Annotated in this window: 22 protein-coding genes and 1 pseudogene; 11 read left to right on the top strand and 12 right to left on the bottom strand. The window is 57.2% G+C overall.

Annotation, left to right across the window (positions count from 1 at the left end; translation table 11 throughout):
- Window positions 1-43: 43 nt before the first annotated feature.
- The 5 genes from FT726_RS07025 to FT726_RS07005 form a co-directional block, all read right to left on the bottom strand.
- Window positions 44-751 (bottom strand): cysteine hydrolase family protein, encoded by a 708-nt coding sequence (locus FT726_RS07025; protein WP_021509020.1) that lies wholly within the window; start codon window positions 749-751, stop codon window positions 44-46.
- Window positions 744-2,054, bottom strand: coding sequence for a cytosine permease (locus FT726_RS07020; RefSeq protein WP_021509019.1), 1,311 nt, complete (start codon window positions 2,052-2,054; stop codon window positions 744-746). Before FT726_RS07020 ends, FT726_RS07025 begins: the two co-directional genes overlap by 8 nt.
- Complete coding sequence (locus FT726_RS07015; RefSeq protein ID WP_346302609.1) at window positions 2,047-3,495, bottom strand: amidase; 1,449 nt, start codon at window positions 3,493-3,495, stop codon at window positions 2,047-2,049. Before FT726_RS07015 ends, FT726_RS07020 begins: the two co-directional genes overlap by 8 nt.
- A gap of 253 nt (window positions 3,496-3,748) precedes the next feature.
- Entirely contained in the window at window positions 3,749-4,387 is a 639-nt protein-coding gene (leuE, locus tag FT726_RS07010; protein WP_058770263.1) for a leucine efflux protein LeuE, read from the bottom strand.
- Window positions 4,388-4,588: 201 nt separating this feature from the next.
- Window positions 4,589-5,470 (bottom strand): LysR family transcriptional regulator, encoded by an 882-nt coding sequence (locus FT726_RS07005; protein WP_346302608.1) that lies wholly within the window; start codon window positions 5,468-5,470, stop codon window positions 4,589-4,591.
- Window positions 5,471-5,593: 123 nt separating this feature from the next.
- Between FT726_RS07005 and FT726_RS07000 the strand changes: the two genes are divergently transcribed.
- A complete protein-coding gene (locus FT726_RS07000; protein WP_282996510.1) occupies window positions 5,594-6,448 on the top strand; it encodes a Vmh family MBL fold metallo-hydrolase in 855 nt (284 codons plus the stop codon).
- Between the two features lie 48 nt (window positions 6,449-6,496).
- On the opposite strand, the gene FT726_RS06995 is transcribed toward FT726_RS07000, so the two are convergent.
- Entirely contained in the window at window positions 6,497-7,477 is a 981-nt protein-coding gene (locus tag FT726_RS06995) for an alpha/beta hydrolase (protein WP_369974302.1), read from the bottom strand.
- Window positions 7,478-7,819: 342 nt separating this feature from the next.
- Between FT726_RS06995 and yddG the strand changes: the two genes are divergently transcribed.
- Window positions 7,820-8,734, top strand: coding sequence for an aromatic amino acid DMT transporter YddG (gene yddG, locus FT726_RS06990; protein WP_282996508.1), 915 nt, complete (start codon window positions 7,820-7,822; stop codon window positions 8,732-8,734).
- A 47-nt stretch (window positions 8,735-8,781) separates the two neighbouring features.
- Here yddG and FT726_RS06985 read toward each other — a convergent pair whose 3' ends face one another.
- Window positions 8,782-9,750 (bottom strand): AraC family transcriptional regulator, encoded by a 969-nt coding sequence (locus FT726_RS06985; protein WP_346302607.1) that lies wholly within the window; start codon window positions 9,748-9,750, stop codon window positions 8,782-8,784.
- A 112-nt stretch (window positions 9,751-9,862) separates the two neighbouring features.
- On the opposite strand from FT726_RS06985, the gene FT726_RS06980 reads away from it, so the two are divergent.
- The 4 genes from FT726_RS06980 to FT726_RS06965 all read left to right on the top strand — a co-directional run bounded on the left by FT726_RS06980 (window position 9,863) and on the right by FT726_RS06965 (window position 14,919).
- Entirely contained in the window at window positions 9,863-10,504 is a 642-nt protein-coding gene (locus tag FT726_RS06980) for an HD domain-containing protein (RefSeq protein ID WP_058759077.1), read from the top strand.
- A gap of 594 nt (window positions 10,505-11,098) precedes the next feature.
- On the top strand, window positions 11,099-11,833 hold the full coding sequence (locus FT726_RS06975) for a gluconate 2-dehydrogenase subunit 3 family protein (protein WP_288421524.1): 735 nt from the start codon (window positions 11,099-11,101) through the stop codon (window positions 11,831-11,833).
- On the top strand, window positions 11,830-13,605 hold the full coding sequence (locus FT726_RS06970; RefSeq protein WP_346302606.1) for a GMC family oxidoreductase: 1,776 nt from the start codon (window positions 11,830-11,832) through the stop codon (window positions 13,603-13,605). The genes FT726_RS06975 and FT726_RS06970 overlap by 4 nt, the downstream gene beginning before the upstream one ends.
- 18 nt (window positions 13,606-13,623) lie before the next feature.
- Window positions 13,624-14,919, top strand: a complete 1,296-nt coding sequence (locus FT726_RS06965; protein ID WP_346302605.1) for a cytochrome c — start codon at window positions 13,624-13,626, stop codon at window positions 14,917-14,919.
- 113 nt (window positions 14,920-15,032) lie between these two features.
- On the opposite strand, the pseudogene FT726_RS06960 reads toward FT726_RS06965, so the two are convergent.
- The 4 genes and pseudogenes from FT726_RS06960 to FT726_RS06945 all read right to left on the bottom strand — a co-directional run bounded on the left by FT726_RS06960 (window position 15,033) and on the right by FT726_RS06945 (window position 17,737).
- Window positions 15,033-16,099 (bottom strand): annotated as a pseudogene (locus tag FT726_RS06960) (mechanosensitive ion channel family protein).
- A gap of 400 nt (window positions 16,100-16,499) precedes the next feature.
- Window positions 16,500-17,078 (bottom strand): YceI family protein, encoded by a 579-nt coding sequence (locus tag FT726_RS06955; protein ID WP_222952139.1) that lies wholly within the window; start codon window positions 17,076-17,078, stop codon window positions 16,500-16,502.
- Window positions 17,075-17,356, bottom strand: coding sequence for a hypothetical protein (locus FT726_RS06950; protein ID WP_346302604.1), 282 nt, complete (start codon window positions 17,354-17,356; stop codon window positions 17,075-17,077). The genes FT726_RS06955 and FT726_RS06950 overlap by 4 nt, the downstream gene beginning before the upstream one ends.
- A gap of 3 nt (window positions 17,357-17,359) precedes the next feature.
- Window positions 17,360-17,737: a helix-turn-helix domain-containing protein gene (locus FT726_RS06945; protein WP_021509005.1), complete on the bottom strand. Its 378-nt coding sequence runs from the start codon at window positions 17,735-17,737 to the stop codon at window positions 17,360-17,362.
- Between the two features lie 101 nt (window positions 17,738-17,838).
- Between FT726_RS06945 and FT726_RS06940 the strand changes: the two genes are divergently transcribed.
- Window positions 17,839-18,567 carry a 3-oxoacyl-ACP reductase family protein gene (locus FT726_RS06940; protein WP_346302624.1) on the top strand — a complete coding sequence of 243 codons (729 nt, stop codon included), beginning with the start codon at window positions 17,839-17,841 and terminating at the stop codon, window positions 18,565-18,567.
- 58 nt (window positions 18,568-18,625) lie between these two features.
- On the opposite strand, the gene FT726_RS06935 is transcribed toward FT726_RS06940, so the two are convergent.
- Window positions 18,626-19,405, bottom strand: coding sequence for a MipA/OmpV family protein (locus tag FT726_RS06935; RefSeq protein WP_136547327.1), 780 nt, complete (start codon window positions 19,403-19,405; stop codon window positions 18,626-18,628).
- Window positions 19,406-19,530: 125 nt separating this feature from the next.
- On the opposite strand from FT726_RS06935, the gene FT726_RS06930 reads away from it, so the two are divergent.
- From FT726_RS06930 to FT726_RS06915, 4 genes are all read left to right on the top strand, one after another.
- Window positions 19,531-20,226, top strand: a complete 696-nt coding sequence (locus FT726_RS06930; RefSeq protein WP_288421510.1) for a response regulator transcription factor — start codon at window positions 19,531-19,533, stop codon at window positions 20,224-20,226.
- Window positions 20,223-21,395 (top strand): cell wall metabolism sensor histidine kinase WalK, encoded by a 1,173-nt coding sequence (locus tag FT726_RS06925; RefSeq protein WP_288421508.1) that lies wholly within the window; start codon window positions 20,223-20,225, stop codon window positions 21,393-21,395. The genes FT726_RS06930 and FT726_RS06925 overlap by 4 nt, the downstream gene beginning before the upstream one ends.
- A gap of 97 nt (window positions 21,396-21,492) precedes the next feature.
- Window positions 21,493-22,662 (top strand): efflux RND transporter periplasmic adaptor subunit, encoded by a 1,170-nt coding sequence (locus FT726_RS06920; RefSeq protein ID WP_141495899.1) that lies wholly within the window; start codon window positions 21,493-21,495, stop codon window positions 22,660-22,662.
- A complete protein-coding gene (locus tag FT726_RS06915; RefSeq protein ID WP_346302603.1) occupies window positions 22,646-25,726 on the top strand; it encodes an efflux RND transporter permease subunit in 3,081 nt (1,026 codons plus the stop codon). The genes FT726_RS06920 and FT726_RS06915 overlap by 17 nt, the downstream gene beginning before the upstream one ends.
- Window positions 25,727-25,808 lie beyond the last annotated feature (82 nt).

Genomic DNA, 25,808 nt, shown 5'->3' with positions numbered 1-25,808 from the left:
ACCTCAACGCCTGGCCAGCCCGCCGTTCGCGTCCGTTGCCGGATTAGCTCACCCGTGCCGCTGCCGGGCTGTTCAGCGCGGCCAGCAGCGTTGCCGAGTCTGCCACTGCGCCGAATATACCGCCTTGCATATGAATCATGCTGAGCGCCGCTTCATGATGCTTCAACTCCGTCGCCGCGCAGCAGTCGCTCAGCACCAGACATTCAAAACCGCGATCGTTGGCTTCGCGCAGTGTGGTATGCACGCAAACGTCGGTGGTGATGCCGCTGATGATTAAGTTGCGGATACCGCGACTGTGCAGAATCAGCTCAAGGTCGGTGGCGTAAAAAGAGCCCTTGCCGGGTTTATCAATAATCACTTCATCCGGTAGCGGCGCCAGCTCGGGAATGATTTCCCAGCCTGGCTCACCGCGCACCAGAATGCGGCCACAGGGCCCTGGTGCACCAATCTCCGCCTGCATCCGCCGCGATCGCCAGCGCTTGTTGGCCGGCAGATCGCTCAGGTCCGGACGATGGCCTTCACGGGTATGGATGATCGGGAAGCCGGATTCGCGCATGCGCGCTAACACCTGCTGCAGCGGTTTGATGGGGGCACGCGTCAGGGAGATATCGTAACCCATAGTGTCAACATAGCCGCCCTTGCCGCAGAAGTCGGTTTGCATATCAATCACCAGCAGCGCGGTGTTTTGCACCGTGCAGTTGCCGTCAAACGGCCACGGATAGGGGGTTGAATCAACGATATAATCAGGCATTGCTTTTCTCCATTACCGCCGTGCTGCTTTCCGGTTTCCATTTCACGATCAGCGTATAGCTCAGTGCCGCGGTGACCAGCCCGATAACCGCTTCACCAAACTGCGGGAATTCGAGGTGGGCCATCACCGCACACAGGCTGCCGATGGCCCAGGCGGCGAACGCGCTGCCGCGCAGGCGCCGGGTTTGACGCTGTTCGCTGATTTTTGCCATAAAGATCAGATCAACAATCATCACTGCGCCAAACGGCGGCACCACCATGCCAAGCAGGCTGAGCCATTCGAGGAACCAGGACCACACGCCGGCCAGCGCCAGCACGCCACCGATGGCCCCGAGGATCAGCGTCCACAGGCGCATTTTGCTGCTGAACAGATGGCTGAAACCGACCGCGCCGTTATACAGGCAGTGCGTGCACACCGAACCGAGGTTGATAAACACAAACAGAAAGGCAATGACGGAGAGCAGCATGCCGTGCCCCATCAGCAGCGGCAGGAAGTTACCGCCGTTGCTGAGCGGATCGACCGCCGCGCCGACGGCGACAATCACCACACCAAACAGATAGGAAATCACATTCGCCAGCGGGAACGCGGAAAACGCGGCGATCACCGCTGATTTGCCGTCCTTCGACCAGCGGGTAAAATCCGCTGTCATTGTGCCGGAATCTGCAAAGCCGGCAATCACCATGGTGACCGCCGTGCCCATGCTCATGGCGCCAGCGGCTGCCGGACTGCCCTGCCACTGGGTCAGCGTGGTGAAATCATGATCCTTGCTCACCAGCCACAGCGCCACCAGCCCCAGCACCACAAACAGCGGAGCGGCAATCATTCCCAGCACCGACAGTGCCCGCACCCCGAGAAAGGTGACGCCGGTATACAGCACCATGGCAAACGCGGTGACCGCCAGCGCGTTCCAGCCAAAAGTCTGGTTGATCACCGTCCCGGTCAGGCCGGTCTGGAAGGCGTACCAGCCTATCACCACTGTAGAAAGAAAGCCGGACACCAGGATATAGCCTTTGGTGCCAAAGGTCCGCTTCGCCTGCAGCGCGAAGTTCATACCGGTATGCCCGGCGAACCAGCTAAGTGCGCCGACATAGGCAAACAGCACCAGGTTACCCAGCAAAATCGCCAGCAGTGCCGGCCAGAAGCCAAGATGCCAGGTGATAATGCCGCCGAACAGCGCATTGGTAAGGATCATCGGAAAGCCAAACCACACCGCCGACACCGAACCCGTCGAGTGGCGATGGCTAAGCGGCACCGGCTCATGCTCGAACTCCTGCTCCAGCGCAGGGGAAGATTTGTTACTCATGGAGAACTCCAATAGCAGCAGGATAGTGATGATTCCATGGTTGGATGCGCTCAAAAGCGGCACTGGCCGCCAGCACCAGGCCATCGTCCAGATGACGACCCACAATTTGCATACCGATCGGCAGACCACTGGCCGTGAAGCCGGCAGGCACCGAGGCGGCAGGCTGACCGGTAAAATTGAACGGGAAGCAGAACGACAGCCAGTGATCGCTGCGCACCATGCGGCCATCAATGACTTCCGGGCCCTGCATGTGCAGCGCAAACGGCGGCACCGCCAGCGTCGGTGACAGCAGCAGGTCGTAGCGCTGCATAAAGCGCCACAGCTGGTTGCAGAGCTTTTTGCGCGTGGTATTGGCGTCGGTGAAATGCTCCGCGCGCCAGTCGCGCTGCAGCATGGCACTCAGGTGCGGTGACATCGTAGCACCCAGCTCGCTCTGCATCTGGCGCATGCCGCTCAGATCGCTTTCGAACGCCACCAGCGCAGCAAAGCTGGCGCTTTCGTCAGCGATGCCGGGATCCACCTCTTCCAGCTCTGCGCCCAGCGCCGCAGCGAAACGACGCGCGGCCGCGGTGACCACGGCGCGCACTTCCGCATCGACGGCGATATAGCCAAAGTCGGCGCTGAAAGCGATGCGCAACCCCTGCAGTGGCCGATCCAGACTGGCCAGCCAGTCAACATCGCTGCATGGGATGGAGTGCCGATCGCGCATGTCCGGACCGGCCATCACCGACATCATCAGCGCGCTGTCGCGCACGCTACGCGTCATCGGACCGATATGTTCAAGCGATTCCCAGCTGGAAACGCCAGGATAACGCTCATCGCGGCAGCCCGGCCACAGCGGTACCCGCCCCATCGAGGCCTTGAGTCCATAGACACCGCAGTGGGCCGCCGGGATACGTACCGATCCTCCGCCATCACTGCCGAGCGCAATCGGACACAGCCGCGCCGCCAGCGCCGCGCCGGATCCCGCGCTCGATCCGCCCGGCGTTTTGCTCACATCCCAGGGATTACGCGGTGAGGGAAACAGGGGATTATGGCCGACACCGCTGTAGCCAAATTCCGGCGCGGTGGTCTTGCCCAGCAGGATGGCATCCGCCGCCAGCAGGCGCTCAACGGTGATGTCATCTTCTTCGGGAATAAAATCGGCGTAGGCGGCCGATCCTGACGTGGTTCGCACACCGGCGGTACAGATCAAATCTTTTACCGCCAGCGGCACACCCGCCAGTGCGCCCAGCGGCTCGCCGCGCGCACGACGGCGGTCGATCTGCTCTGCCTGTGCCAGCGCCCGCTCCGGCGTCAGCGTACAAAACGCCTGTATCAGCGGCTCCCGCTGTTCCAGGCGATCCAGCGTCGCCTGGGTTAACTCGCGCGCGGAAACCTCGCCGTCGCGCACCCGCGCCGCCAGCTGGGTGGCATCTTCATCCAGCAGTGCATCAAACATGATCGTTCTCCCGGGTTAATTGGCTACCGGGAGGAGTGCAGTTTGCGTGCCAGAATAGCGTGAAGTGCGCGGCCGTTATGCGCCGGGCCAGATAGGATACGGTCTGGGATACAAGATGGAATACTTATGGATGCGGCATCCATACCGATGCAGGCAATGCGCACAAACTGTGCGCACCGCTGCATCATCGCGTTGCCATTTTAGGGTGCAGCAGGCGGAGGCGGCGTTGCTGCCGTGGCGTGCGTCAGAAGGGTTAGCTTTGCGCGCTGACCAACCGCACGGCGAAGCCAAAAAACAGCATGCCGGTCAGCATGTTCGCCAGCTTGACCAGGCGGGTGCGGCTGCGCAGATAGCGTACCATCACCGCGCCAGCCACCAGCAACAGGGAATAGTAGCTGAAACTGATCACCTGAATCAGCGCCCCCAGGGTGGCAAACGCCGGCGCGGTATGGGTTACGCGCGGATCGATAAACTGAATGAAGAACGAAACGTAAAACAGAATCGCCTTGGGATTGGTTACGCCAAGCAGCAGCGCACGCAGGAAATAGTTTTCCTGTTTTACCGCTTCAGCCGGTTGATCGCCGCTGCGTTTGCGCAGCGCGCCGATGATAATCTTCACGCCGAGATACAGCAGGAACATGGCACCAAGATAACGCACCACCATAAAAATATGCGGACTGGTACGGATCAGCGTCGCGACGCCCGCCCAGGCGAGGAAAATCAAAATTAAATCGCCCGCCATCACCCCGGCTATCGCCTGACAGGCCGGCTTTGCCCCACGACTCATCCCGGTGCGCAGCACATACAGACTGTTGGGTCCGGGTAATAGAATGATCACCAGCGCGCCCGCCAGGAAAGTCCAGAGATTGATGATGCCTAAATCGTGAAACATTACGATGCTACCCCATGCCGTTAAGCAGGTAAAAAAGAGTGAAAGTGGAACCCGGCGCGCTGCTCAACTGCCGCGGCGCGGCGCATAGTAGCAGTTGTGCGGTGGATTTGTCGCTTCACGCCACGGTTCAGGTGGTTGAAACGGTGTTACGTAACATATACAGCGCGTGACAGGCACCAGTGACGTTGTCACAGTGATGATTCAGAGGTTTCGCAACTGCTGCATCACCGCATCCAGAAATACCCGTAATACCGCAGGCTGGCGTTCGCGCGACATATACAGGCCATAAATGCCTAAGGTGCGCGGTTGAAAGCCGGGCAGCACGCAACGTAACTGACCGCTGGCCAGCGCAGCCTGCGCCTCCATTGCCGGCACCATGGCAACACCACAGCCGGCGATAGCGGCATCACATAACACGGATGAAATACCGGCGCTGAAATTGCCGCTCACCACCACGGAAACCGCCTCGCCTTGCGCATCGTGAAACTGCCAGCGCTGCCCGGCAAAGCGGCTGTAGTGCAGGCAATTATGTTGTGCCAGATCCGCTGGCGTCTGCGGTTCGCCCCGCTGCGTTAAATAGGCCGGCGCGGCGCAGACTACCGAGGCACATTCACCCAGCCTGCGGGCTATGGCGCCGGGCTCCGGATCGTCGGTAATACGAATAGCCACATCGATGCGCTCACCCACCAGACTGACCGGCTGATTATTGATCTCCAGCTCAATACGCACCGCCGGGTAACGCGCGAAGAACGCCGGAATCATCGGTCCAAGAATGTATGTGGCGGTTGAATGTGCACAGGCCACGCGCAACGTGCCCTGCGGTTTGCCCTCATCGCCCTGCTGTTCAATCTCGTCGGCCAGCCGGGCCAGCGCGCGTGTCTTATGCAAAATCTGCTCACCCGCAGGGGTAATGGTCAGCCGCCGTGAAGAACGGTGCAGCAGGCGTGCGCCTGCCCACTTCTCCATTTCATCAAGATAGCGACTGACCATCGGGCGCGAAATATCCAGCGCGCGCGCCGCCGCGCTCAGGCTTCCCAACTCACAAATCCGGTTAAACACTCGCGCTGCCGTCACTCTGTCCATGCAGGCTCCATCTGATCGTTTTATGCAACTGATCATATCTGATTGCGGGAATTCTGCCAGCTGGCGATTTGCTTACAATAGCGTCTTTCAGTGACGGCACGTTGCCGTAAAAAGGAAGATGCCATGAAGATGAAATCACTCGCGCTGCTGGTCACCTTAGCCGCCGCGCCGGCTTTTGCCGCCCCGTTGCAGTTAGACGTGTATAACCCACAGGAACAGGGAATTTTTCCGGTCTCGTCGACGCTGGTCTCCGGTCCGCATGAAGCGATTCTGTTTGATGCGCAGTTCAGCCCCAAAGATGGCGAGAAGCTGGTGGAACTGATTAAAGCGCGCGGCAAGCAGCTGACCCACATCGTGATCACCTCGGGCGATCCGGATTTCTACTTCGGTCTTGAGCCGCTGGTGCAGGCGTTCCCGCAGGCCAAAATTGTCGCCTCGCCGCTGGTAGTGGAACATATCGAAGCGACCAAAGATGCCAAGCTGCAGTACTGGGGACCGCAGATGAACGGCGCTGCGCCGCACCAGTTGTATGTACCACAGATTACCCACCAGACGCGGTTTAGCGTCGATGGTGAGCGCATCGAGCTGCGCCACGCGGCAGAAAAATCAGCCTACGTGTGGATTCCCTCCAGTAAGGCAATACTCGGTGGCACAGTAGTGGACTCAGGCATTCATGTCTGGACCGCGGACACCCAGACCGCAGCCAGCCGCGCAGAGTGGCGTCAGGTATTGCGAGAAATGCAGCAGTTGAAGCCGCAGGTGGTGATCCCCGGCCACTATCTGGGTGCGCGTCCGGCGGGCGATAAAGCGGTCACCTTTACGCTGGATTATCTGCAAAGTTTTGAGCGGGCGCTGCAACAGCACAAAGGCTCCGCGGCGGTGATTGAGGCAATGAAACAGGCGTGGCCAACCTTAGCGGATGTCAGCTCGCTGGAGCTGAGCGCGAAGGTGAATACCGGTGAGATGAAGTGGAAGTGACGCGAGGATAAATGAACGGGCCAGACGCCGCCGCGCCTGGCCTGAAGCTTACTGCAGATGGGTTTTCAGCTCTTCCGCCGCCTGGCGAATCGCAGTGCGGACTGCCGGCACCTCGCTCAGCGGATTGAGCAGACCGTAGTCATGAATCAGACCGTTATAGCGCGTCACGGTGACATCCACACCGGCGGCGTCCAGTTTGCGACCAAAGGCTTCACCCTCATCACGCAGCACATCCAGTTCTGCCGTCTGAATCAGCGTTGGCGGTAAGCCCTGCAGCTGCTCTTTCGTGGCGCGCAGCGGCGAAGCCAGGATATTGTCGCGCTCGCTCTGTTTGGTGGTGTAGGCGTCCCAGAACCATTTCATCATATTCCGCGACAGGAAATATCCGTTGGCAAACTGGTGATACGAAGCGGTATCAAAGCGCGCATCGGTTACCGGCCACAGCATGATGTCATAACGAATTGCTGGCGTTTGCTGCTGTTTAGCCTGCAGCGCGACCGCCGCCACCATGTTACCGCCGACGCTGTTACCAACCAGCGCCAGGCGCTTGCCATCAACACCAATTTCACTACCGTGTTCCGCCACCCAGCGTGTCGCCGCATAAGCCTGATTAATGGCCAGCGGATAATGCGCTTCGGGTGACGGCGTATAGTTCACAAACACGGCCGCAGCGCCAGATTCCACCACCAGATCGCGCACCAGACGTTCGTGGGTCGGGAAATCACCGAGGATCCAGCCGCCGCCGTGGAAGAACATAAATACCGGCAGCGTACCCTGTGCGCCCTGCGGTTTTACGATATTCAGCTTAATGGGCTGGCCGTTTACCTGAATGGTTTTTTCAGTGACATCGGCCGGCGGCAGCGTTACGCCCTTCTGCGCATCAATCAGGACCTGACGCGCCGCCTGCGGTGACAGTTGCTCAATCGGTTTGCCGCCGCTGCTGTTCAGCGCCTGTAAAAACTGTTGCACGTGACGTTCAGGTTGTGGTGCGTCAGCAAAGCTATTTACCGACGCAGTAGCCATCGCCATGGCAAGCAGAGAGTGTTGTAATTTCATGGTGTTACTCCTTTAATATTTTTTGCGATTATATCGCGCGCTACTTAAATGATAATGACTTGATGGTCGTGTTCTGAACTGAGACTGAATTTATATAGTGCGCTATTTAATAGCAAGATATTTTTTAGCGAAGATTTACATCACTACTCTATTACACTGATTTTAATAAGGATATTTTTTCAAATTTTTGCCTGCAGGCGGGTGCGCTTTCCGGCCAGCCACATCGGCAACCTGCAGATTCATCTTGTCTGCGTCCCCGCCAGCAGCCACACTGGCGAGCACGCCGCGATTTTTCACACATTGAGGTAACGGGTAATGCCGCAGAGTAAAGCTACCCTGACTGGTCTGCTGGCCATTCTGCTGTGGAGCACGATTGTAGGATTAATAAAAAGCGTTAGTGAAAGTTTTGGTCCGGTAACCGGTGCCGCGCTGATTTATAGCGCCAGCGCCCTGTTGTTGCTGCTCACCGTGGGTTTTCCTGACCTGCGCCAGTTTCCCCGACGCTATTTGCTGCTCGGCAGCCTGCTGTTTGTCTGCTATGAGCTCTGCCTGTCGCTGTCGCTGGGTTTTACTCATAGCGGCCATCAGGCGATTGAAGTCGGCATGGTTAATTACCTGTGGCCGGCGATGACCATCGTTTTAACGGTGATGGTTAACCGGCAAAAGACCAGCCCGTTGATTATTCCCGGCCTCCTGCTGGCCGTCGCCGGTATTTGTCGGGTACTCAGCGGCGATCGGGGATTTTCACTGGGCGAAATGATCGACAACGTGATGGATAATCCGCTCAGTTATGGTCTGGCATTGGGCGGTGCGACGATTTGGGCGGTTTATTGTGTGGTGACAAAAAATAGCGCTAAAGGCAGTAACGGCATCACGCTGTTTTTTATCTTAACTGCGCTGACGCTGTGGCTGAAATCGCTGCTATCACCGCAGCCGCCCGTGGTGTTTTCACTGCAGGCGTGCATCAGCCTGGCGCTGGCAGCGATGGCGATGGGGCTTGGCTATGCGGCGTGGAACGTCGGCATTCTGCACGGCAATGTCACGCTGTTAGCCGCAGCATCCTACTTTATCCCTATCATTTCATCGCTGATAGCCGCTTTTATCCTTAACTCCAGCCTGACCCTCTCCTTCTGGCAAGGCACGGCGATGGTTTGCCTCGGTTCGCTGCTCTGCTGGTGGTCAACGCGCGGGACTGCAACGCATAAGCTGGAAAGCAACACGCTGGAATAAGCGGCTGGATGGCGCAGCCGGACGAGAATACAGACAGTGGTGCAGACTCAGCGCGGCGGCGGGAACATTTTGCGATACAGCGACGGCGTCATGCCGGTTACTTTGACAAACGCGCGGCGCATCACATCGGCACTGTGATAGCCGCAGGCCGCCGGGATCGCTTTGAGCGGCAGCTCACCGGCATCCAGCAAAGCCCGCGCGTGGCTGATGCGTGTCTGCTCCAGCCATGCGCCAGGCTGGATCTGCATTTCCTGCTGAAACAGACGCGCTAAATGCCGCGTACTGAGGTGCATGTGCGCCGCCAGGTCTTCCAGCCCGCGAATCTGTGCCAGATGCGCGATTGCCCAGCGCTGCATCTCCTGAAAGGCGCTGCGTCCGGCCAGGGACACCTGCTGTTTACGCACAAAATGTCCCTGTGTCACCGGGCGCTGGAAGAACATCACCAGGCTGGCGGCCACCTCCTGCGCCAGCTCGCGCCCGAGATCCTCTTCCACCAGCCGCATCGCCAGATCCAGTCCGGACGTCACCCCCGCTGCCGTGCGTAATGCACCATCCGCCACATATAGCGCATCGGCTTCGACCTGTGCATCGGGTAGCAGTAATGCCAGCCGTTCCGCACACGCCCAGTGAGTAGTGACTTTCCTGCCGTTCAGCAAACCCGTTTGCGCCAGCAGCAGCGCCCCGGTACACACCGAGCCGTAACGCTGGCTGCGCTGACAGAGCGCGATAATCTGCTGGCACTCACTGGCGGAAAGCTGCATCTGGCTGGCGTCAGGTGCTCCGGCAACCAGAAAGGTATCGGCGCGATGCTGTGTCGCCGCAGTTAGCGCAACGTCGGCTTCCAGCCGGACACCAGACGAGCAGCGGATGCTGGTGTGCTGCAGCGACATCACGCTGAGCTGATACACCTGACGATGCAGCAGCCGATTTGCCTCGGCAAACACATCCAGCGGCCCGGAAATATCCAGCAACTGGGCGCCGGGAACGGCCAAAAGGGTAATGTGATGGTGAGTCATTGTCTGGCTGTCCGCTTAAATCGCAATGTCAGAAATCATCGTTAAACAGAGATTCATGACATTGTCGCGCGGCTTTATGCTGAACGCAACTTCACTAAGCGGAGACATCACCATGAGTTTTACTATTAACGGCATTCGTATCCCGGACAGCAAAATGGCGCGCGATGCTACCGCGCTGGTACGTGACATCGAATCGGATCTGTTATTTCATCACTCCAGCCGCGTTTTTTACTGGGGCGCTTTGGCAGGTCAGCGACTGGGCGTCAAAGTGGATGCCGAGCTGCTTTACGTTGGCTGCATGTTCCATGATGTGGGCCTGACGCAACAGCATTGCAGTTGCGATAAGCGCTTTGAAGTCGATGGCGCCAATGCGGCGCGCGATTTTCTGCAACATTACGGGGTTGCCCAGGCGGACATTGATAAAGTGTGGACGGCGATTGCCCTGCACACGACGCCCGGCATTCCGCAATTTATGGCCGGGGAAATCGCCCTGGTGACGGCCGGCGTTGAGATGGATGTGCTGGGTATTGACTATGATCACTTCAGCGATGAGCAACGTGAAGCCGTGGTGCAGCAGCATCCCCGTCCGGAACAGTTTAAAGAAGAAATTATCCAGGCATTTTATGAAGGCATTCAACACAAACCGGCGACGACTTTCGGCAACGTGAAAGCTGACGTCATCGCTGATAAGCAACCGGCATTTCGCCCGATGAATTTTTGCCGGATTATCCGCCAGTCGCGCTGGGCGGGTTAACATGGACAGCGGAAATAGCTCATCGCGAACGGGAGAAATGGCGACGGAAGCGTGCGCTGTGAATCCCGGCAACAAAATTAACTCATCGAACATTGTCAGCAGGGGAGAATTTTCGTTGCTATTATAGTGACGCAACACACAGCTCAAGCGTTGCGACGAGAATTTTTCCTGTAGTTTTTTGTTATGCCCGCTCTGCGGGCATTTTTTTATGCCAGAAATAGACTGCCGTCCCCTGCCGCTGCCGTGCTGCCTGATGTCCGCTGGACGTATACCCGGTACCGGATGTTAATGAAAACGACCATTTCATAACAATTCGCCCACCACGCATGTATATCTTCGTTACAAATAGGGTGACAAAATGACCTTGTTTCATATGGTACAACACTGTTTCACCATGTAAAATCGCAACGACTATCCCGTAAGACTGCTTACAGCATGCATCGATCCCTGAGAGATCGGGCTGCCGCATGGCCAGAGGATTGAATACAGAAAAACAATTAGTTGAAGTTATTTATTATTCCCCTGGGAAAGAAAGGGGGTGGGCAAAAGCAAGTAGTGCAAAGCGCCATGTCTTTGTACTCAGGAATCATTTGAATGAAATCAAAAGAGCAACCAATCAAAACATCCAGAAGGTCATTTCTGCAGAAAACCCTTTCTGTCATCCCCTTCACCGCGATTGCAGGCACCACAGCAGTGAGCGCGATGGCTTCTGCAGCTCCGGCTACAGAAAAAAGTGAGACCTATCACTACGTTCCGGTATTTTTTAATAATGACGAATGGCGATTTATTTTATCCGCAACGGACCTGCTGATTCCTGAAGACGAATGCGGCCCCGGTGCGGTGAGTGAAGGCGTGCCCGTTTACATCGATAAGCAAATGGAATTGCCTTATGGCTATGGTTACCTGTGGTATATGAGCCCGCCATTTCAGGAGTCGATTCCTGAGATGGGATACCAGACTAATCTGGTGCCACGGGAAATTTACCGCCGGGGAATTATCAACCTGAACAAATACTGCCGTGAAAATTTCCAGAATAACTTCGCTGATTTGAGCAAAGAAAAACAGCAAGCGATTTTACACGATCTGGAGTCGGGAAAAATCGTGCTTGATACTATTTCCGGCAAGTTATTTTTCTCTCAGTTACTACAGAACACTAAAGAAGGTTATTTAGCCGATCCGGTGCATGGCGGTAATCAAACCATGGCATCCTGGAAATTGATTGGTTTTCCGGGCGCGCGCGCGGACTTTATTCAGGTTATAGAGAACCCAGATAAACCTTATCCTTTAGGCCCTGTAAGTATTTCTGGCAAATATGGTGCAAAAAAATGACGATTAAAAAAGAACCTGTAGATGTAGTTATTGTTGGCTTTGGCTGGGCTGGTTCGTTGATGGCGATAGAATTAGCCTCAACCGGATTAAAAATTGTTGCGCTTGAACGGGGAGAACAGCGAGATACTTACCCTGACTTTGCCTATCCCCGTATCATTGATGAGCTGACATATGGTGTCAGGCTAAAACTTTTTCAGAACATATCCAAAGAGAGCGTGACGGTAAGGCATACCGCGAAAGATACCGCTTTACCTTATCGCCGCATGGGCTCTTTTTTACCCGGCGACGGCGTGGGCGGTGCTGGCGTACACTGGAATGGTCTGCTTTGGCGGCCACTGGAAGCGGATCTCCGGCTGAAAACCGTGGTAACTGAAAAATATGGCGCCAGTTTTATTCCTGAGGGTATGACGCTGCAGGACTATCCTTTCAGCTACAGTGAAATAGAACCCTATTTTGATAAGTTTGAGAAAATTTGTGGTGCTTCAGGCCAGGCCGGGAATCTGAATGGCAATATCATCGAAGGTGGCAACCCCTTTGAAGCGCAACGCGCGAATCCTTTCCCGACCAAACCGTTGCTTTACCAGTATTCAGCCATGCTATTTGAAAAAACCGCGAAAGAACTGGGCTACAATCCCTTCCCGGGTCCCGCCGCCATCTGCACTGAGGCATATACCAACCCGTACGGCGTTGCGCTGGGCGTCTGTAACTATTGTGGTTTTTGTGAGAAATTCGGTTGCTATAACTATTCTAAAGCGTCGCCACAAACCAGCGTTATCCCCGCCCTTAAGCAATACGATAACTTTGAATTGCGCTGTAAATCACATGTGCTTCGCGTCAATAAAGACAACACGGGGAAACTGGCCACTGGCGTAACCTATATTGATGAAAATGGCAGTGAAGTCGAACAACCCGCCGCGATGGTTATCCTCAGCGCCTTCCAGTTGCATAATGTCCGGCTGCTTTTACTGTCTAAAATCGGTAAGCCTTATAATCCCGAGACAGGCGAAGGCGTGGTTGGCAGGAATTATGCCTATCAAATGTTAGGCGGCGCAAAACTGTTCTTCAATAAAGAGACCTACTTTAACCATTTTGCCGCCACCGGTGCGTCAGGCGCCTATATTGATAATTACAACAGTGAAAACTTCGATCACTCTGCTGCAGGCTTTATTGGTGGCAGTACGGTCTCTGCGCATGTTACCGGCGCCCGGCCTATTGAACAAACTGTCACGCCTAAAAATGCGCCTAAATGGGGCAGCGGCTGGAAAAAAGCAATCAGGGATAGCTACCTGCATAATATGAGCATTGGCGTCAGTTCATCTGTCATGCCTTATAAGCAATGTTATCTTGACCTTGACACGACCTATACCGATGGTTATGGGCTGCCTTTATTAAGAATGACGTTTGACTGGCAGCAGAATGAACTCAAAATGACCCAGTTCATGGCAGGCAAAACGGAAAATATCATTAAGGCTATCGGGCCAGATTCTTACGACATGGGCTTCAAAAACTTATCTACGCATTACGATGTTCGTCCTTATCAATCTACCCATACCACCGGTGGCGCCATAATGGGTGACAGCCCGGCGACCAGCGTGGTGAATAAATATCTGCAGTGTTGGGACGTGTCCAACGTTTTCGTGGCCGGTGCCAGTTGCTTCCCACAAAACCATGCATACAACCCCACGGGAATCGTCGGCGCAACCACGCTATTTTCAGCTAACGCAATCAAAACGATTTACCTGAAAAATCCAGGCCCAATGGTTCAGGCTTAAGGGGATAAGGATAAGAAGATGAAAATGACCTGTTTGAAATGGCTGTCCTTATTAACACTATTCTGTGCTTTATCCTCTGCAGCGGAAGATGTCTCTCCGGAACTCATCAGCAAGGGTAAATATATTGCCACTGCCGGAGATTGCGTTGCCTGTCACTCGATTGCCGGAAAAGAGAGCTTTACCGGCGGATTAAAAATGATGACGCCGGTTGGCGCAATTTATTCGACCAATATCACCCCGGATAAAGCCACCGGTATTGGCGAATATACCTATGACGACTTTGCTAAAGCATTACGTCAGGGAATAGCGAAAGACGGGCGCCATTTGTATCCAGCGATGCCTTATACGGCTTATGCCAAAGTTAACGATGAAGATATGCATGCTTTGTATGCTTACATGATGCATGGCGTAACGGCGGTTTACGCGGAAAACAGAAAAAGCGATATTCCATGGCCACTGAATATGCGCTGGCCACTGGCCCTGTGGAATCTGGCTTTCCACGACGATAACGCTTACGCAGCGGATACCACCAAAAGTGCGGAGTGGAATCGTGGCGCTTATCTGGTGCAGGGATTGGGTCACTGCGGCACCTGTCATACCCCGCGTGGCATTGCTTATCAGGAAAAATCGTTAGATCAGCAGGGTAAAACGTACCTGACCGGCGGGACACTGGAGGGCTGGCATGCGCCGGACCTGACCGGCAACGCGAAGTCGGGACTCGGCAGTTGGTCAAATGAAGATATTGCGTTATTCCTGAAAACCGGTCGTACCAACACCTCAGCCGCGTTCGGCTCTATGACGGATGTGGTAGAGCACAGCACGCAATATCTCAGCCAGGCCGATCTTGCTGCGGTGGCGAGCTATTTGAAGTCACTGCCGGCTTCCGCCCCTGATGCGCCGTCTGCGCCATCCGCCGATACCACTACTGCCGCACTTATCCGGGGAGACATCAGCGTACCTGGTTCACGGCTGTATATGGATAACTGCTCAGGTTGCCACCGCCTGGATGGCAAAGGCTACGCCAAAACCTTCCCTTCTCTTGCCGGTAACTCAGCAATCCTGAGTGATGATCCTTCATCGGTGATTAGCATTGTACTGCGCGGCGGCAAAATGGCTGTCACGAAGGAGGCGGTCACCGGGCTGGCTATGCCTGATTTTGCCTGGCGGCTCAACGATCAGCAGGTGGCGGATCTGGTGACATTCATTCGTAACGGCTGGGGCAATCAGGCACCTGCGGTAAGCGCGGATCAGGTGGCAAAACTGCGTAAAGATCTGCCAAAGGCAGCGGAGGCGGATAAGGAAAAGAGTCAGTAAAAACGGACGGAGAAAACGCCCTGTTCAGGGCCCCGACAAGGGCCCTGATAATAACGCCGGATAGCAATGGCAACCTGAGCAGTTACCGCGCAATGCCCCATCGCCAGCCTGAACTATGCTTTGTCGGCGTCGGTCAGGGTGGCTCTCACCTGCGGCAGACTCTGCGGGTAATTCTGCTGAATGAATTCAATCATTTTCTCGCGGACGTAGCAGCGTAAATCCCATGCCGTCGGTGAGTTCTGCGCGGTCATCAGTAAACGGATGGTCATAGTTTTTTCCGTGGTATCGGTTACCTGCAGTACCTGAGTTTCGCGATCCCAGAGCCGCGTCTCATTGAGGATTTTTTCAAAATGCTCACGCAGCGGCGCCAGCGGCATCGAATAATCAACATAGAGAAACACAGACCCTAATATCTGTGCATTATTTCGCGTCCAGTTCTGAAATGCATTCTCGGTAAAATAGGTGATGGGCAGCACCAGACGGCGTAAATCCCAGATGCGCACCACAACATAGGTCAGATTGATTTCCTCAATCCAGCCCCACTCCTTTTCGACCACCACCCATCGTCAATTTTTATCGGTTGGGTGAAAGCAATCTGAATGCCGGCAAACAGATTCACCAGCGACTTTTGCAAAGCGAAACCAATAATGATACCTGCTACCCCGGCACCCGCGAGGATGGTGGTGCCGAATTTACGAACACCAGGGAAGTTGAGCAGAATTAAACTCAGGCAAAACAGTACCAGAATGACGATAGCCACTTTTTTAACATAGATTAATTGCGTACGAATTTTACGCGCGCGCAGGTTGTTAGACAGGTTGATATCGTAGCGAATAAACAACATATCCTGCGCTACGTTAATCAGACGAATTAAAATGGAACAGAACGATAAGATGATAAAGATATTAAGCGTGGTGGCGATAAAGCTCAGTGAGCCAGGATCGAGATGCACATAATTCATCCCCATATTGATCAGCAGTAATGGAATGAATAAAAATAATGATCCCCGCAGATGCTTTTCCAGCGATTTAAACAGCTTGCGATCGCGGCTTTGCCAGTAGCGGATAAACCTGAGAAGAAGAAAGCGGGCCAGAAAACCCAGCAGTAGCGAGAGTGTGACGAGCAATACAGCAGGCACCCATGTCGGCGCACCAGATAACTCACCAGGAAGTAATGGCATGATATTCCCTTCTGTTCAGCTAACAACCGTGGTTGTCAGATAAGTCACCAAAATCAGTAACCGTTATCGTGCCGGTTATCTGCTAAACTCATGATTTCGTACTTCAGTGGGTAAAAATATAGTTCACTGGCCGCTGTTAGCAGGGTAAAAACCCATCAGGTAATCAGGTGCAGTGCTGGCGGTCATCGCAAGGGTATGAATTGGTGGTTTTTTTCGGCTTTATTGCTAAAGGTCTGAAATTGCAGGCAGGTGATGAGGCAAAGCGTCAGAGGGTGCTGACGAGAAATGCGCTGGCAGGCAGTGATGCTGCACCCAGGGAAGAAGTACAACTCGCGCTGAACACGCGCATAGCGCCGCAGGTTGATGCTGAGAAAAAGCGCGCGATTAAGCGCGCAATGCATTATCTGGCGTACGCCTCGGTAGAGAGCGTAATCGTCACTTCGTCGCCCACGGCCGGAACATATTTATCGATTTTAAAATCCGAGCGTTTGATGACGCCGGTAGCATCAAAACCGATCGCCTGCTTTTTAACCATAGGATGCATATCCTGCTTGTTCAGCGTGGCGTGCAGCACAACCGGCTTAGTGATCCCTTTGATGGTTAAATTACCCTGCACATCATATTTATTATCGCCTTTGCTTTCCACATGGGTGCTGTGGAAGGTGGCCTGAGGATATTTTTTAACGTCAAAATACTCATTACCCAGAAACTCTTTGGTCAGCGCTGGCACATGCGTGTCAATCGTTTTTAACGGCAGGGTCACATTAACCTGTGACTTTTCCGGGTTTTCTTTGTCAAAAGCCAGCTGACCGGAAACATCAGAAATATCAGCAGTCGGATGAGAGAAACCAAAGTGATTCCATGCGATCACCACGGAAGTATGTTGCGGGTCAAGGTTATATTCCGTCGCTGCAGCATGTGACAGGGGAACATATAATGCCACCAGAGAAAGCAGCGCCGTTTTTTTCAAAAATTTCATGGAAACATCCTCAAATAATCAAGTGCTAATACTGTAGCGCAAACCTGCAGAGGTGTTATTGAAATCATTTGCTTTACCCATTCAAAATTTTTAACCGTTTTTTCCTGCACACAAATAATAACGCAGCGTGAAATTTCCTGAAATGACGTAATTAAATTCCGGCGAGTCGAATTTAATAATTCCGTTTTTATGTGGGCTAATTCAGCGGCGAGGAGAAGAACGGCAAACCATGTTGAGCATGCGATTAACAGACCGCCTGAATAGCCGGCGGCCGCCACGCTTTATTCTTCGCTGGCACGACGTTGATCATAGACAACCTGTGCCTTTTCAATCGCATCGCCCTGCTCTCTGGCCCACTTCACCAGCGCAACAAACGGATCCTGCAACGTCTGGCCCAGCGGCGTAATGGCATATTCCACCGCCACCGGGGACGAGGCGATCACGCGGCGGCTAATCAGGCCGTTACGCTCCAGCCGGCGCAACGCCTCCGTCAGTGCCTTGTGGGTAATCGGATCAAGACGGCGCTTGATCGCGTTAAAGCGCGCGGGTTCAGTGCACAGCACGGTCAGAATTAATACCGACCACTTATTGGCGACCTGTTCCAGGATCGGACGGGTGCTGTTGATCTCTGCCAGCAGCGCCGCGATATCAGTCGGCATGGGGTTTCCTTATGTATATCTAATGTAGATAAGGTGCGTAATTGACACTAAATATACGAAATGTATCATCAGCCGTCCACCCCTCTCATTCTGGAGCAGCCATAATGAAACTCGAAGGAAAAGTCGCGCTGGTGACCGGCGGCGGCAGTGGTATCGGCCTCGCCATCGCGCGCCGTTTTGTGCAGGAAGGTGCCCACGTTTTCATCACCGGGCGACGCGAAGCGCTGCTGGCCGAAGCCGTCACGCTGACTGGCGGCCGCATTGAGGCAATAGCGGGCGACCTCACCAGCGCAGACGATGTTGCCCGTCTGTTTGACACCGTGCAGGCCCGCGCCGGACGTCTCGATATTCTGGTGAACTCCTCTGGCGTGGCTGAACCCGCCAGCCTCGAAGAGACCAGCGCAGAGCACTTTGACCGCACGTTCGGCCTCAACGTGCGTGCCATGGTATTCACCGTACAGCATGCGGTGAAGCACATGACGGAAGGCGGTGCCATCGTGCTGGTGGGATCGATTGCGGGCGGCATGGCCAATCCCGGCTATGGCGCTTATTCGGCCAGCAAAGCCGCGGTGCGCGCCTATGCCCGCACCTGGAGCAGCGAACTGGCACCGCGCGGCATTCGCGTCAACACGCTTAGTCCTGGCCCGACGGACACGCCGATGTTTGACCAGGTCAGCGACGAGGTACGACAGACATTCAGCGCGCAGATACCGGCCAAACGCCTCGGCCATCCTGGCGAAGTTGCGGCGGCTGCCCTGTTCCTCGCATCGGACGAAAGTGTCTATGTTACCGGCAGCGAACTGGTGATTGATGGCGGCATGTCCGCGTAGTGGCTATCGTGCTGCACAGCGCGCCTGCCGGGCGTTGTGCAGCCACCGATAACGTTTCTCAGAAGGTGTAGCTAAAGCCGACCGTGCCGGTGACCTGGTCGCGCCGGGACACGATCGGGCTGTCCGCGGCGCGATCGCCCAGCCAGCTGTAACCCGCGCTGACCAGCGTGCCCCAGTGGGCATCAAACTGGTGGCTCCAGGTGAGCGTAGTCGCAACACCATAAAAGCCGCCGCCGGCATCGTAGCGTGAAAACCGGCTGCGCCTGCTCTGGACATCGCTCACGCCATACCAGGTATTCATATAACGCGCATCGCCAAACAGTGCCGCCGTCTGCAGTGCAACGGTATCGCTGTCGCGCTGGAGAGGCACCAGCGTAACGGATGCCTGATAGTTCACGCCCTGATCATCGCTGAGCGGCAGCACCGCTTTGCCCTCTGCACTCAGCCACGGCGTGAGCTGCCAGCCCAGCGCCAGTGCAGTGTTCACCGTCGCACTGATGTTTCCCATGCCTTGCAGCCGGCTGGCGCCGTCGCGCCACGTTGAATCTTTATCGCTTCGGCCCAGGCCATAACCCAGCGTGTGTTCCAGATAAAACCCGCTGTCGCTCTGCAGGTCGTACCCGATGCCTTTCTGGGCATCAGCAAAAAATGCGCCATCTCTGGCCTGGAAAATCGGTACCGGCTGCACCCGTGTTTTATTCGATCCGCTGTAGCGTGGCGCGAATTGCGCCCCCGCGCCGAGCGTCAGGCTGGTCTGTGCGTCGCCATCCGCCCTGGCGGCAGCGGAAATCATGAGTAGCAGATGGGTCATGTACATCAGCGTTTTTCTGGTTATCATCGTGTCACCTCTTTATCGGTCCGTTTACCGCCCCTTGCCCGGGCAGCCGCAGCGCGAAGCCGAAGTATCCCGGGGCTGTGTCAACAAACAGCCAGGGATTTATGAAGAAACTGTCAAGGTGAGTTATGCAGACCAAAAATATCCTGATTATTGAGGACGACGCTGACGCGGCTGAGGTGCTGGAGGCCTATCTGCTACGGGAAAATTATGCGGTGCGTGTTGCCGCGGATGGCCTGAGCGGACTTGAGCTGGCCCTGCGCTGGCAGCCCGATCTGATTTTGCTTGATGTGATGCTGCCCGGCCTGAACGGCACCGAGGTGCTGGCAAAACTCCGGCGCAGCAGCGAGGTGCCGGTGATTATGGTCACGGCCATGGGGGATACGCCCGATCGCATCGGTGCCCTGCGCTACGGCGCGGATGATTATGTGGTCAAGCCTTATCATCCCGGCGAAGTAGTGGCACGCGTGCAGGCAGTACTGCGGCGCAGCGCGGTAAAAACGCTGCAGGAAGAGATCCTGCGCTGGCAGGGGCTGGAGGTGAACAGCGGCGCGATGACGGTTACCGTCACGCAGGCCTCGGGTAACGTGCTTTGCGTTGATACCACGCCAACCGAATTCACGCTGCTGGTCACGCTGATGCGCGCACCGGTGCGTGCGCTGAGCCGCCCGTTTTTGCTGGAGCAATGTATGCCGGACAGCGACGCGCTGGAGCGGGTGATTGATACCCACGTGTATAACCTGCGCAAAAAGCTGGAGGCGGCCGGTATGGCGGGCGTGCTGCTCAACGTGCGCGGCGTAGGCTACCGGTTCCGCCAGCCATGACAGAAAAATCCCCACAAACGCTCTGGCGCTGGCTTTGTCTGCGCATTCTGACGCTGGCTATCGGTACCGTGGTACTGATTGCTTTGTGCATGTGGCTGCGCTTCACGGTGCAATACCTATGGATCACGCACCATATGCCGCCGGCGGTTCTGCGTGAATTTCTCGCCCTGCGTGCGCATCCGGAACGCGATCCCGCGCGCTTTCACCAGATCATCGATAGCTGGTGGGGCATACGCTACTCCGATCCGTCCATTGCTTCCTCGGACTGGATCACCGTCGGCATCCTGGTGCTGGTGACCATTCCGTTTATTGCCTATTTCGGGCTGCGCCACGCGCGCCCGCTTTCTGCACAGTTCAGCCAGCTCAGACGAGCGGCAGACCAGGTGACCGCAGGCGATTTCGGTGCGCAGGCGGCGTCAACACCGGCAGCGCCCGCCGAACTGGCGCAGTTCGCGCACAACTTCAACGCCATGACGCGCCAGCTGGCGCGTTACGACAAAGAGCTGCGTACGTCGCATGTCGCCATGGCGCATGAGCTGCGGTCGCCGCTCAACGCCGCCATGGTGCGTCTGCAGGCGCTGCTTGATGGCGTGTTCAGCGCTGACTCACGTCAGCTCGCCCTGATCATGGCGCAGCTCAGTTGTCTGCACCGGCTGATCGATGAGCTGCATCTGCTGTCACTGGCGGATGCCGGCCAGCTCACGCTGGAGAAAGTCCGCTGCAACCCGGCCGATATCCTGCGCGAGCGCCTGCAGTGGATCAAACCGCAGCTGGATGAAGCGCGCATCCGCACCGGTACAGAGCTGGCTGAAGAGACGTTGCTGCCGGTCGATCCATTCCGTCTCGGACAGGTTTTCACCATCCTGCTGGAAAACGCCCTGCGCTACGCCGGAAGCGGCAGTCAGCTGCAGCTGCGCACGCGCAACACCGTTGATCATTACGAAATCATCGTGCAGGACAGCGGCCCGGGCGTTCCTGCGGCGTTTCTGGCGTTGATGTTTGAGCGCTTTGCGCGCGGTGAGGCGTCACGTGCCCGCCACTCGGGCGGCAGCGGGCTGGGCCTGTCGATTGCGCGGGCGATTTGCCAGGCGCACGGCGGCACGATTAATGCCACGCTGCCCGCAGCGGGAGGTTTGCAGGTACAGATTTTGTTGCCGCGCAACGCCTGACGTTGTTGCCCTTCTTGACACGCTCTTGATGGAACATCGCCGGATTCTTGATAATCGCACGGTGTAATGGCGCAAATACCGATAAAGGAATTGCGCCATGACCGACGAGCTTCCCTGCCTGATCAAACAGGGTGTGCGCCACCTGCTTAACCCGCGCCACCTGGTTTCCCTGCTGCCGCTGCTGCCCTGTTTGCTGCTGACGGCCCTGCTGCTGACCGGCTGTGACCGCAAGCGTTCGCCCATGCCGCCGCCACCGCGTCCGGTAAAGTTCATCACGGTTGGCCCGCCCGCGCCCGCCGGGCAGCAAACTCTGACCGGCGAGATCCGCGCGCACGATGAAACCTCGCTCAGTTTCAGGCTGGAGGGGCGGATTCTGACGCGCAGCGCCGATGTCGGCAGCCGCTTCAGGCAGGGAGAGACGCTCGCCGTGCTTGACAGTCCCGGCGCGCTGAATCAGCTGGCGAGCGCACAGGCGGAGCTGAACAGCAGCCGCGCGGCCGAAAAAGTGGCGGCCCTCAATCTGCACCGCATGCGGCTACTGATGCCGTCCGGGGCTATTGCCCGCGCTCAGCTCGATAGCGCCAGCGCCGACTGGCAGGCTGCGCTGGCGCGGCGGCAGAGCAGTGAAGCGGCATTGAAAAATGCGCAGGATAGCCTGCGCTGGACCCACCTCACCGCGCCTGACGATGGCGTGGTGACGGGCGTCAGCGCCGCAGCCGGTCAGGTGGTCAGCGCTGGTCAGACGGTGTTTACCGTTGCGACCGGCATTGGCCGTGACGTGGTATTTGACGTTGCCACACCTGAAACCCTCGATCGCCGGGCCAGTGCCCGCTTCCGCGTTGCGCTATTGCAGAATCCGTCCGTGATGGCCGAAGCGCACCTGCGTGACGTCAGTCCGCAGGCCGACGCCCAGACACGCAGCTGGCGGGTGCGCATCACGCTGGACAATCCTCCTGCGGAGATGGTGCTGGGCGCCAGCGTCGCCGTCACCCTGCCGCTGGCCGACACAACGGCGGATGCGGTGATGGCGATTCCGGCCACCGCGCTTACCCGCCACGCAGGCCAGCCGGCGGTGTTTATTCTTGACCCGGTGAAAAACTGCGTTATCCGGCGCACGGTGGCGATTGCCGGCTACACGGCAGATGCGGTATGGATTCGCGCCGGCATCATGCCGGGCGATCGGGTGATCACGGCGGGCGTCAGAAGCCTGCGTGACGGTGAACGCGTTGCCGGCAGCCAGGAGGACCAGCATGAAACCGGTGTTTAATCTTTCTGCCTGGGCGCTGAAGCAGCAGCAGCTGATGGCCTTTCTCATGCTGCTAATCATGGCCGCCGGGATCGTCAGCTATGAAAAACTCTCGCGCAACGAAGATCCGGCGTTCACCATCAAAACTGCGGTGGTGTCTGCGCAGTGGCCAGGTGCCGACATCAACGATACGGTCAGACTGGTCACCGATCCGCTGGAGAAAAAGCTGCAGGAAATTCCCTGGCTGGATTATGTGCAGAGTGAAACGCACGCTGGCCGCACGGTCATTTTCGTCAATCTGCGTGACGACACTCCGCCCGCACAGGTGGCCGGCATCTGGTACCAGGTGCGTAAAAAAATGCAGGATGTGACCCCGGCTTTGCCGCAGGGCGTGCAGGGCCCGGCGGTCAACGATGAGTTTGACGATACCTTTGGCACGATTTACGGCTTCACCGCTGACGGTTTTTCCCCGCGCGAGCTGCGGGACCGGGTGGACGACATTCGCCGCGATCTGATGAGTCTGCCGGATGTGGGTAAGATCCAGCTACTGGGTGAGCAGGAAGAGCAGCTGGTAGTGGCCTTTTCCCCGCGCCAGCTATCCGCCATGGGGCTGGATTTGCAGCAGGTAGCAGAGGCGCTACGGGCGCAGAATGTCGTGGAGCCGGCGGGCAGCGTGCGCACCGCCACCGATAACATCGCCCTGCGCGTGAGCGGCGCGTTCAACAGCGAGGCGAGCCTGCGGGCGGTTACGCTGCACGTTAACGATCGCTATGTTCCGCTGACGGCGATCGCCACCATCACGCGCCGCCCCGCCGAGCCGCCTGCTCCGCTTTTTCGCGTTAACGGCCAGCCGGCCATCGGACTGGCCGTGTCGATGGCCGCCACCGGCAACATGCTGGAGTTTGGTCAGGCACTGCGGACGCGCATGGAGAGCGAAGCCAGCCAGCTGCCGCACGGCATTGAGATGACGCGCATCGCCGATCAGTCAGCGGTAGTGCAACAGGCGGTCAGCGGATTTGTCGATGTGCTGGGCGAGGCAGTGATCATCGTGCTGGCAGTTTCGTTTGTCTCGCTGGGACTGCGCGCCGGCCAGGTGGTCGCGGCGGCGATCCCGCTGGTGCTCGCCATGACGTTTATCGGCATGCATCTGGCCGGTATCGGCCTGCAGCGCATCTCGCTGGGCGCACTGATCGTGGCGCTGGGCCTGCTGGTGGACGATGCAATGATCACGGTGGAAACCATGGTGGCGCGGCTGGAGGCCGGCGATTCCCGCACCGGCGCAGCGGCCTGGGCGTTCAGTACCACCGCCTTCCCGATGCTGACCGGTACGCTGGTGATGATTGCCGGTTTTATTCCGGTCGGCTTTGCCGCATCCAGCGCGGGCGAATATTGCTATACCCTGTTTGCGGTGGTGCTGATGGCGCTCATCAGCTCATGGCTGGTGGCGGTGCTGTTTTCACCGCTGACCGGCAGCTGGCTGTTGCCGGCCACGCTAAAGCAGCACCGCGCCGGAAACGGGCGCCTCAGCCAGCTCTATCGCCGCCTGCTGAGCAGCGTGCTGCGCCACCGCATGCTGACACTGGCGATGGCGATGCTGGCGCTGTTGCTGGCCGGCGTCGGCACCACGTATATGCAGGGCGAGTTTTTCCCGGCCTCCGATCGGCCTGAACTGCTGGTAAGCCTGGCGCTGCCGGCCAGTGCGTCGCAGCAGGCCACCCTGCGTCAGGTGCAACGCCTTGAGCGGATTGTCTCCGCCAGCCGGGATGTTGACCACTATTCGTCTTACGTCGGCACCGGTGCGATACGATTCTACCTGCCCATGGATGTACTGCTGGACGATGAAAACAGCGCTCAGCTGGTGGTGGTGGCCAAAAGCCTGGCCGCCCGTGAACGACTGCAGCGCTCGCTGGATGCGGTGCTTGCCCGGGATTTCAGCGACATCACCACGCGCGTCGCGCCGCTCGAGCTCGGTCCGCCGGTAGGCTGGCCGATTCGTTATCGCATCAGCGGTCCGGATTATCGCCAGGTGCAGCAGCTGGCAGAGCGGCTGGCCGCCGCGCTCGGCAGCTCAGCGCTGACGCGTGACGTCAATCAAACCGCCGGTGAGCCCGAACGCGTAATCACTTTGCAGGTGAATCAGACGGCAGCGCGCGCAGCCGGCCTCTCTTCTGACCTGATTGCTCAGTATCTGCATACGCTCTGGTCAGGAACGCTGATCACCACGGTACGCGATCGCAACCGGCTGATTGATGTGGTGCTACAGGGCAACGCTGCGGCGCGCCATGACCTGAGCAGCCTGTCCGGACTGCTGCTAACCGCGCCGTCGGGCGCAAAAATTCCGCTGACGCAGGTCGCAACACCGCAGTGGGGGCTGGAGGATCCCGTTATCTGGCGACGCCAGCGCCTGCCGTTTATCACCGTTCAGACCGATACGGCGCCGGGTTTGCGCGCGGAAGCCGTCTCCGCCGCCCTCACGCCGCTGATTGCCACCTTCAGGACCAGCTTGCCGGCCGGTTACCGCCTGAGCGAGGACGGGGCAGTAGCGGAGTCTGACAAGGGCAACCAGTCGGTGATCGCCATCCTGCCGGTCACGCTGCTCTGCATGCTTCTGCTGCTGATGTTACAACTGCGGCGGATTTCCCGCATGCTGCTGGCCCTGCTGATGGCGCCCTTTGGTCTGCCGGGCATTGTGCTGACCATGCTGCCGACCGGCACGCCGATGGGCTTTGTGGCGCTGCTGGGTGTTATTGCCCTGGCTGGCATGATCATCCGCAACGCGGTGATTCTGATCAGCGAGGCGGATAACAACGTTGATGCAGGTATGCCGCCGGACGCGGCCATTGCGGCTGCCGCCGAACACCGCGCACGGCCGATCGTGCTCACCGCCAGCGCCGCGATTCTCGGTATGATCCCCATCTCGCGTCAGGTTTTCTGGGGACCGATGGCGCTGGCGATTATCGGTGGGCTGTTAGTGGCGACGCTGGTGACGCTCACGGTCTTACCCGCCGCGATGAGTCTGGTGATGCAGGCAGCAGCCCGTCGGGACAAACTGAAATCGCTGCGCTGGCGGCCGTTCAGAAAATAACCGCCTGCTGGTCAGCCCTGCTGGCACGGGGCAACGAAAGGTTTATCCACAGGGTTCCGGGCGGGATATGCACGCCAGATGT

The sequence above is a fragment of the Pantoea sp. Morm genome (genome assembly GCF_016643525.1).
GTDB lineage: Bacteria > Pseudomonadota > Gammaproteobacteria > Enterobacterales > Enterobacteriaceae > Pantoea > Pantoea dispersa.
This window is presented reverse-complemented; position numbering and strand designations above follow the sequence as displayed.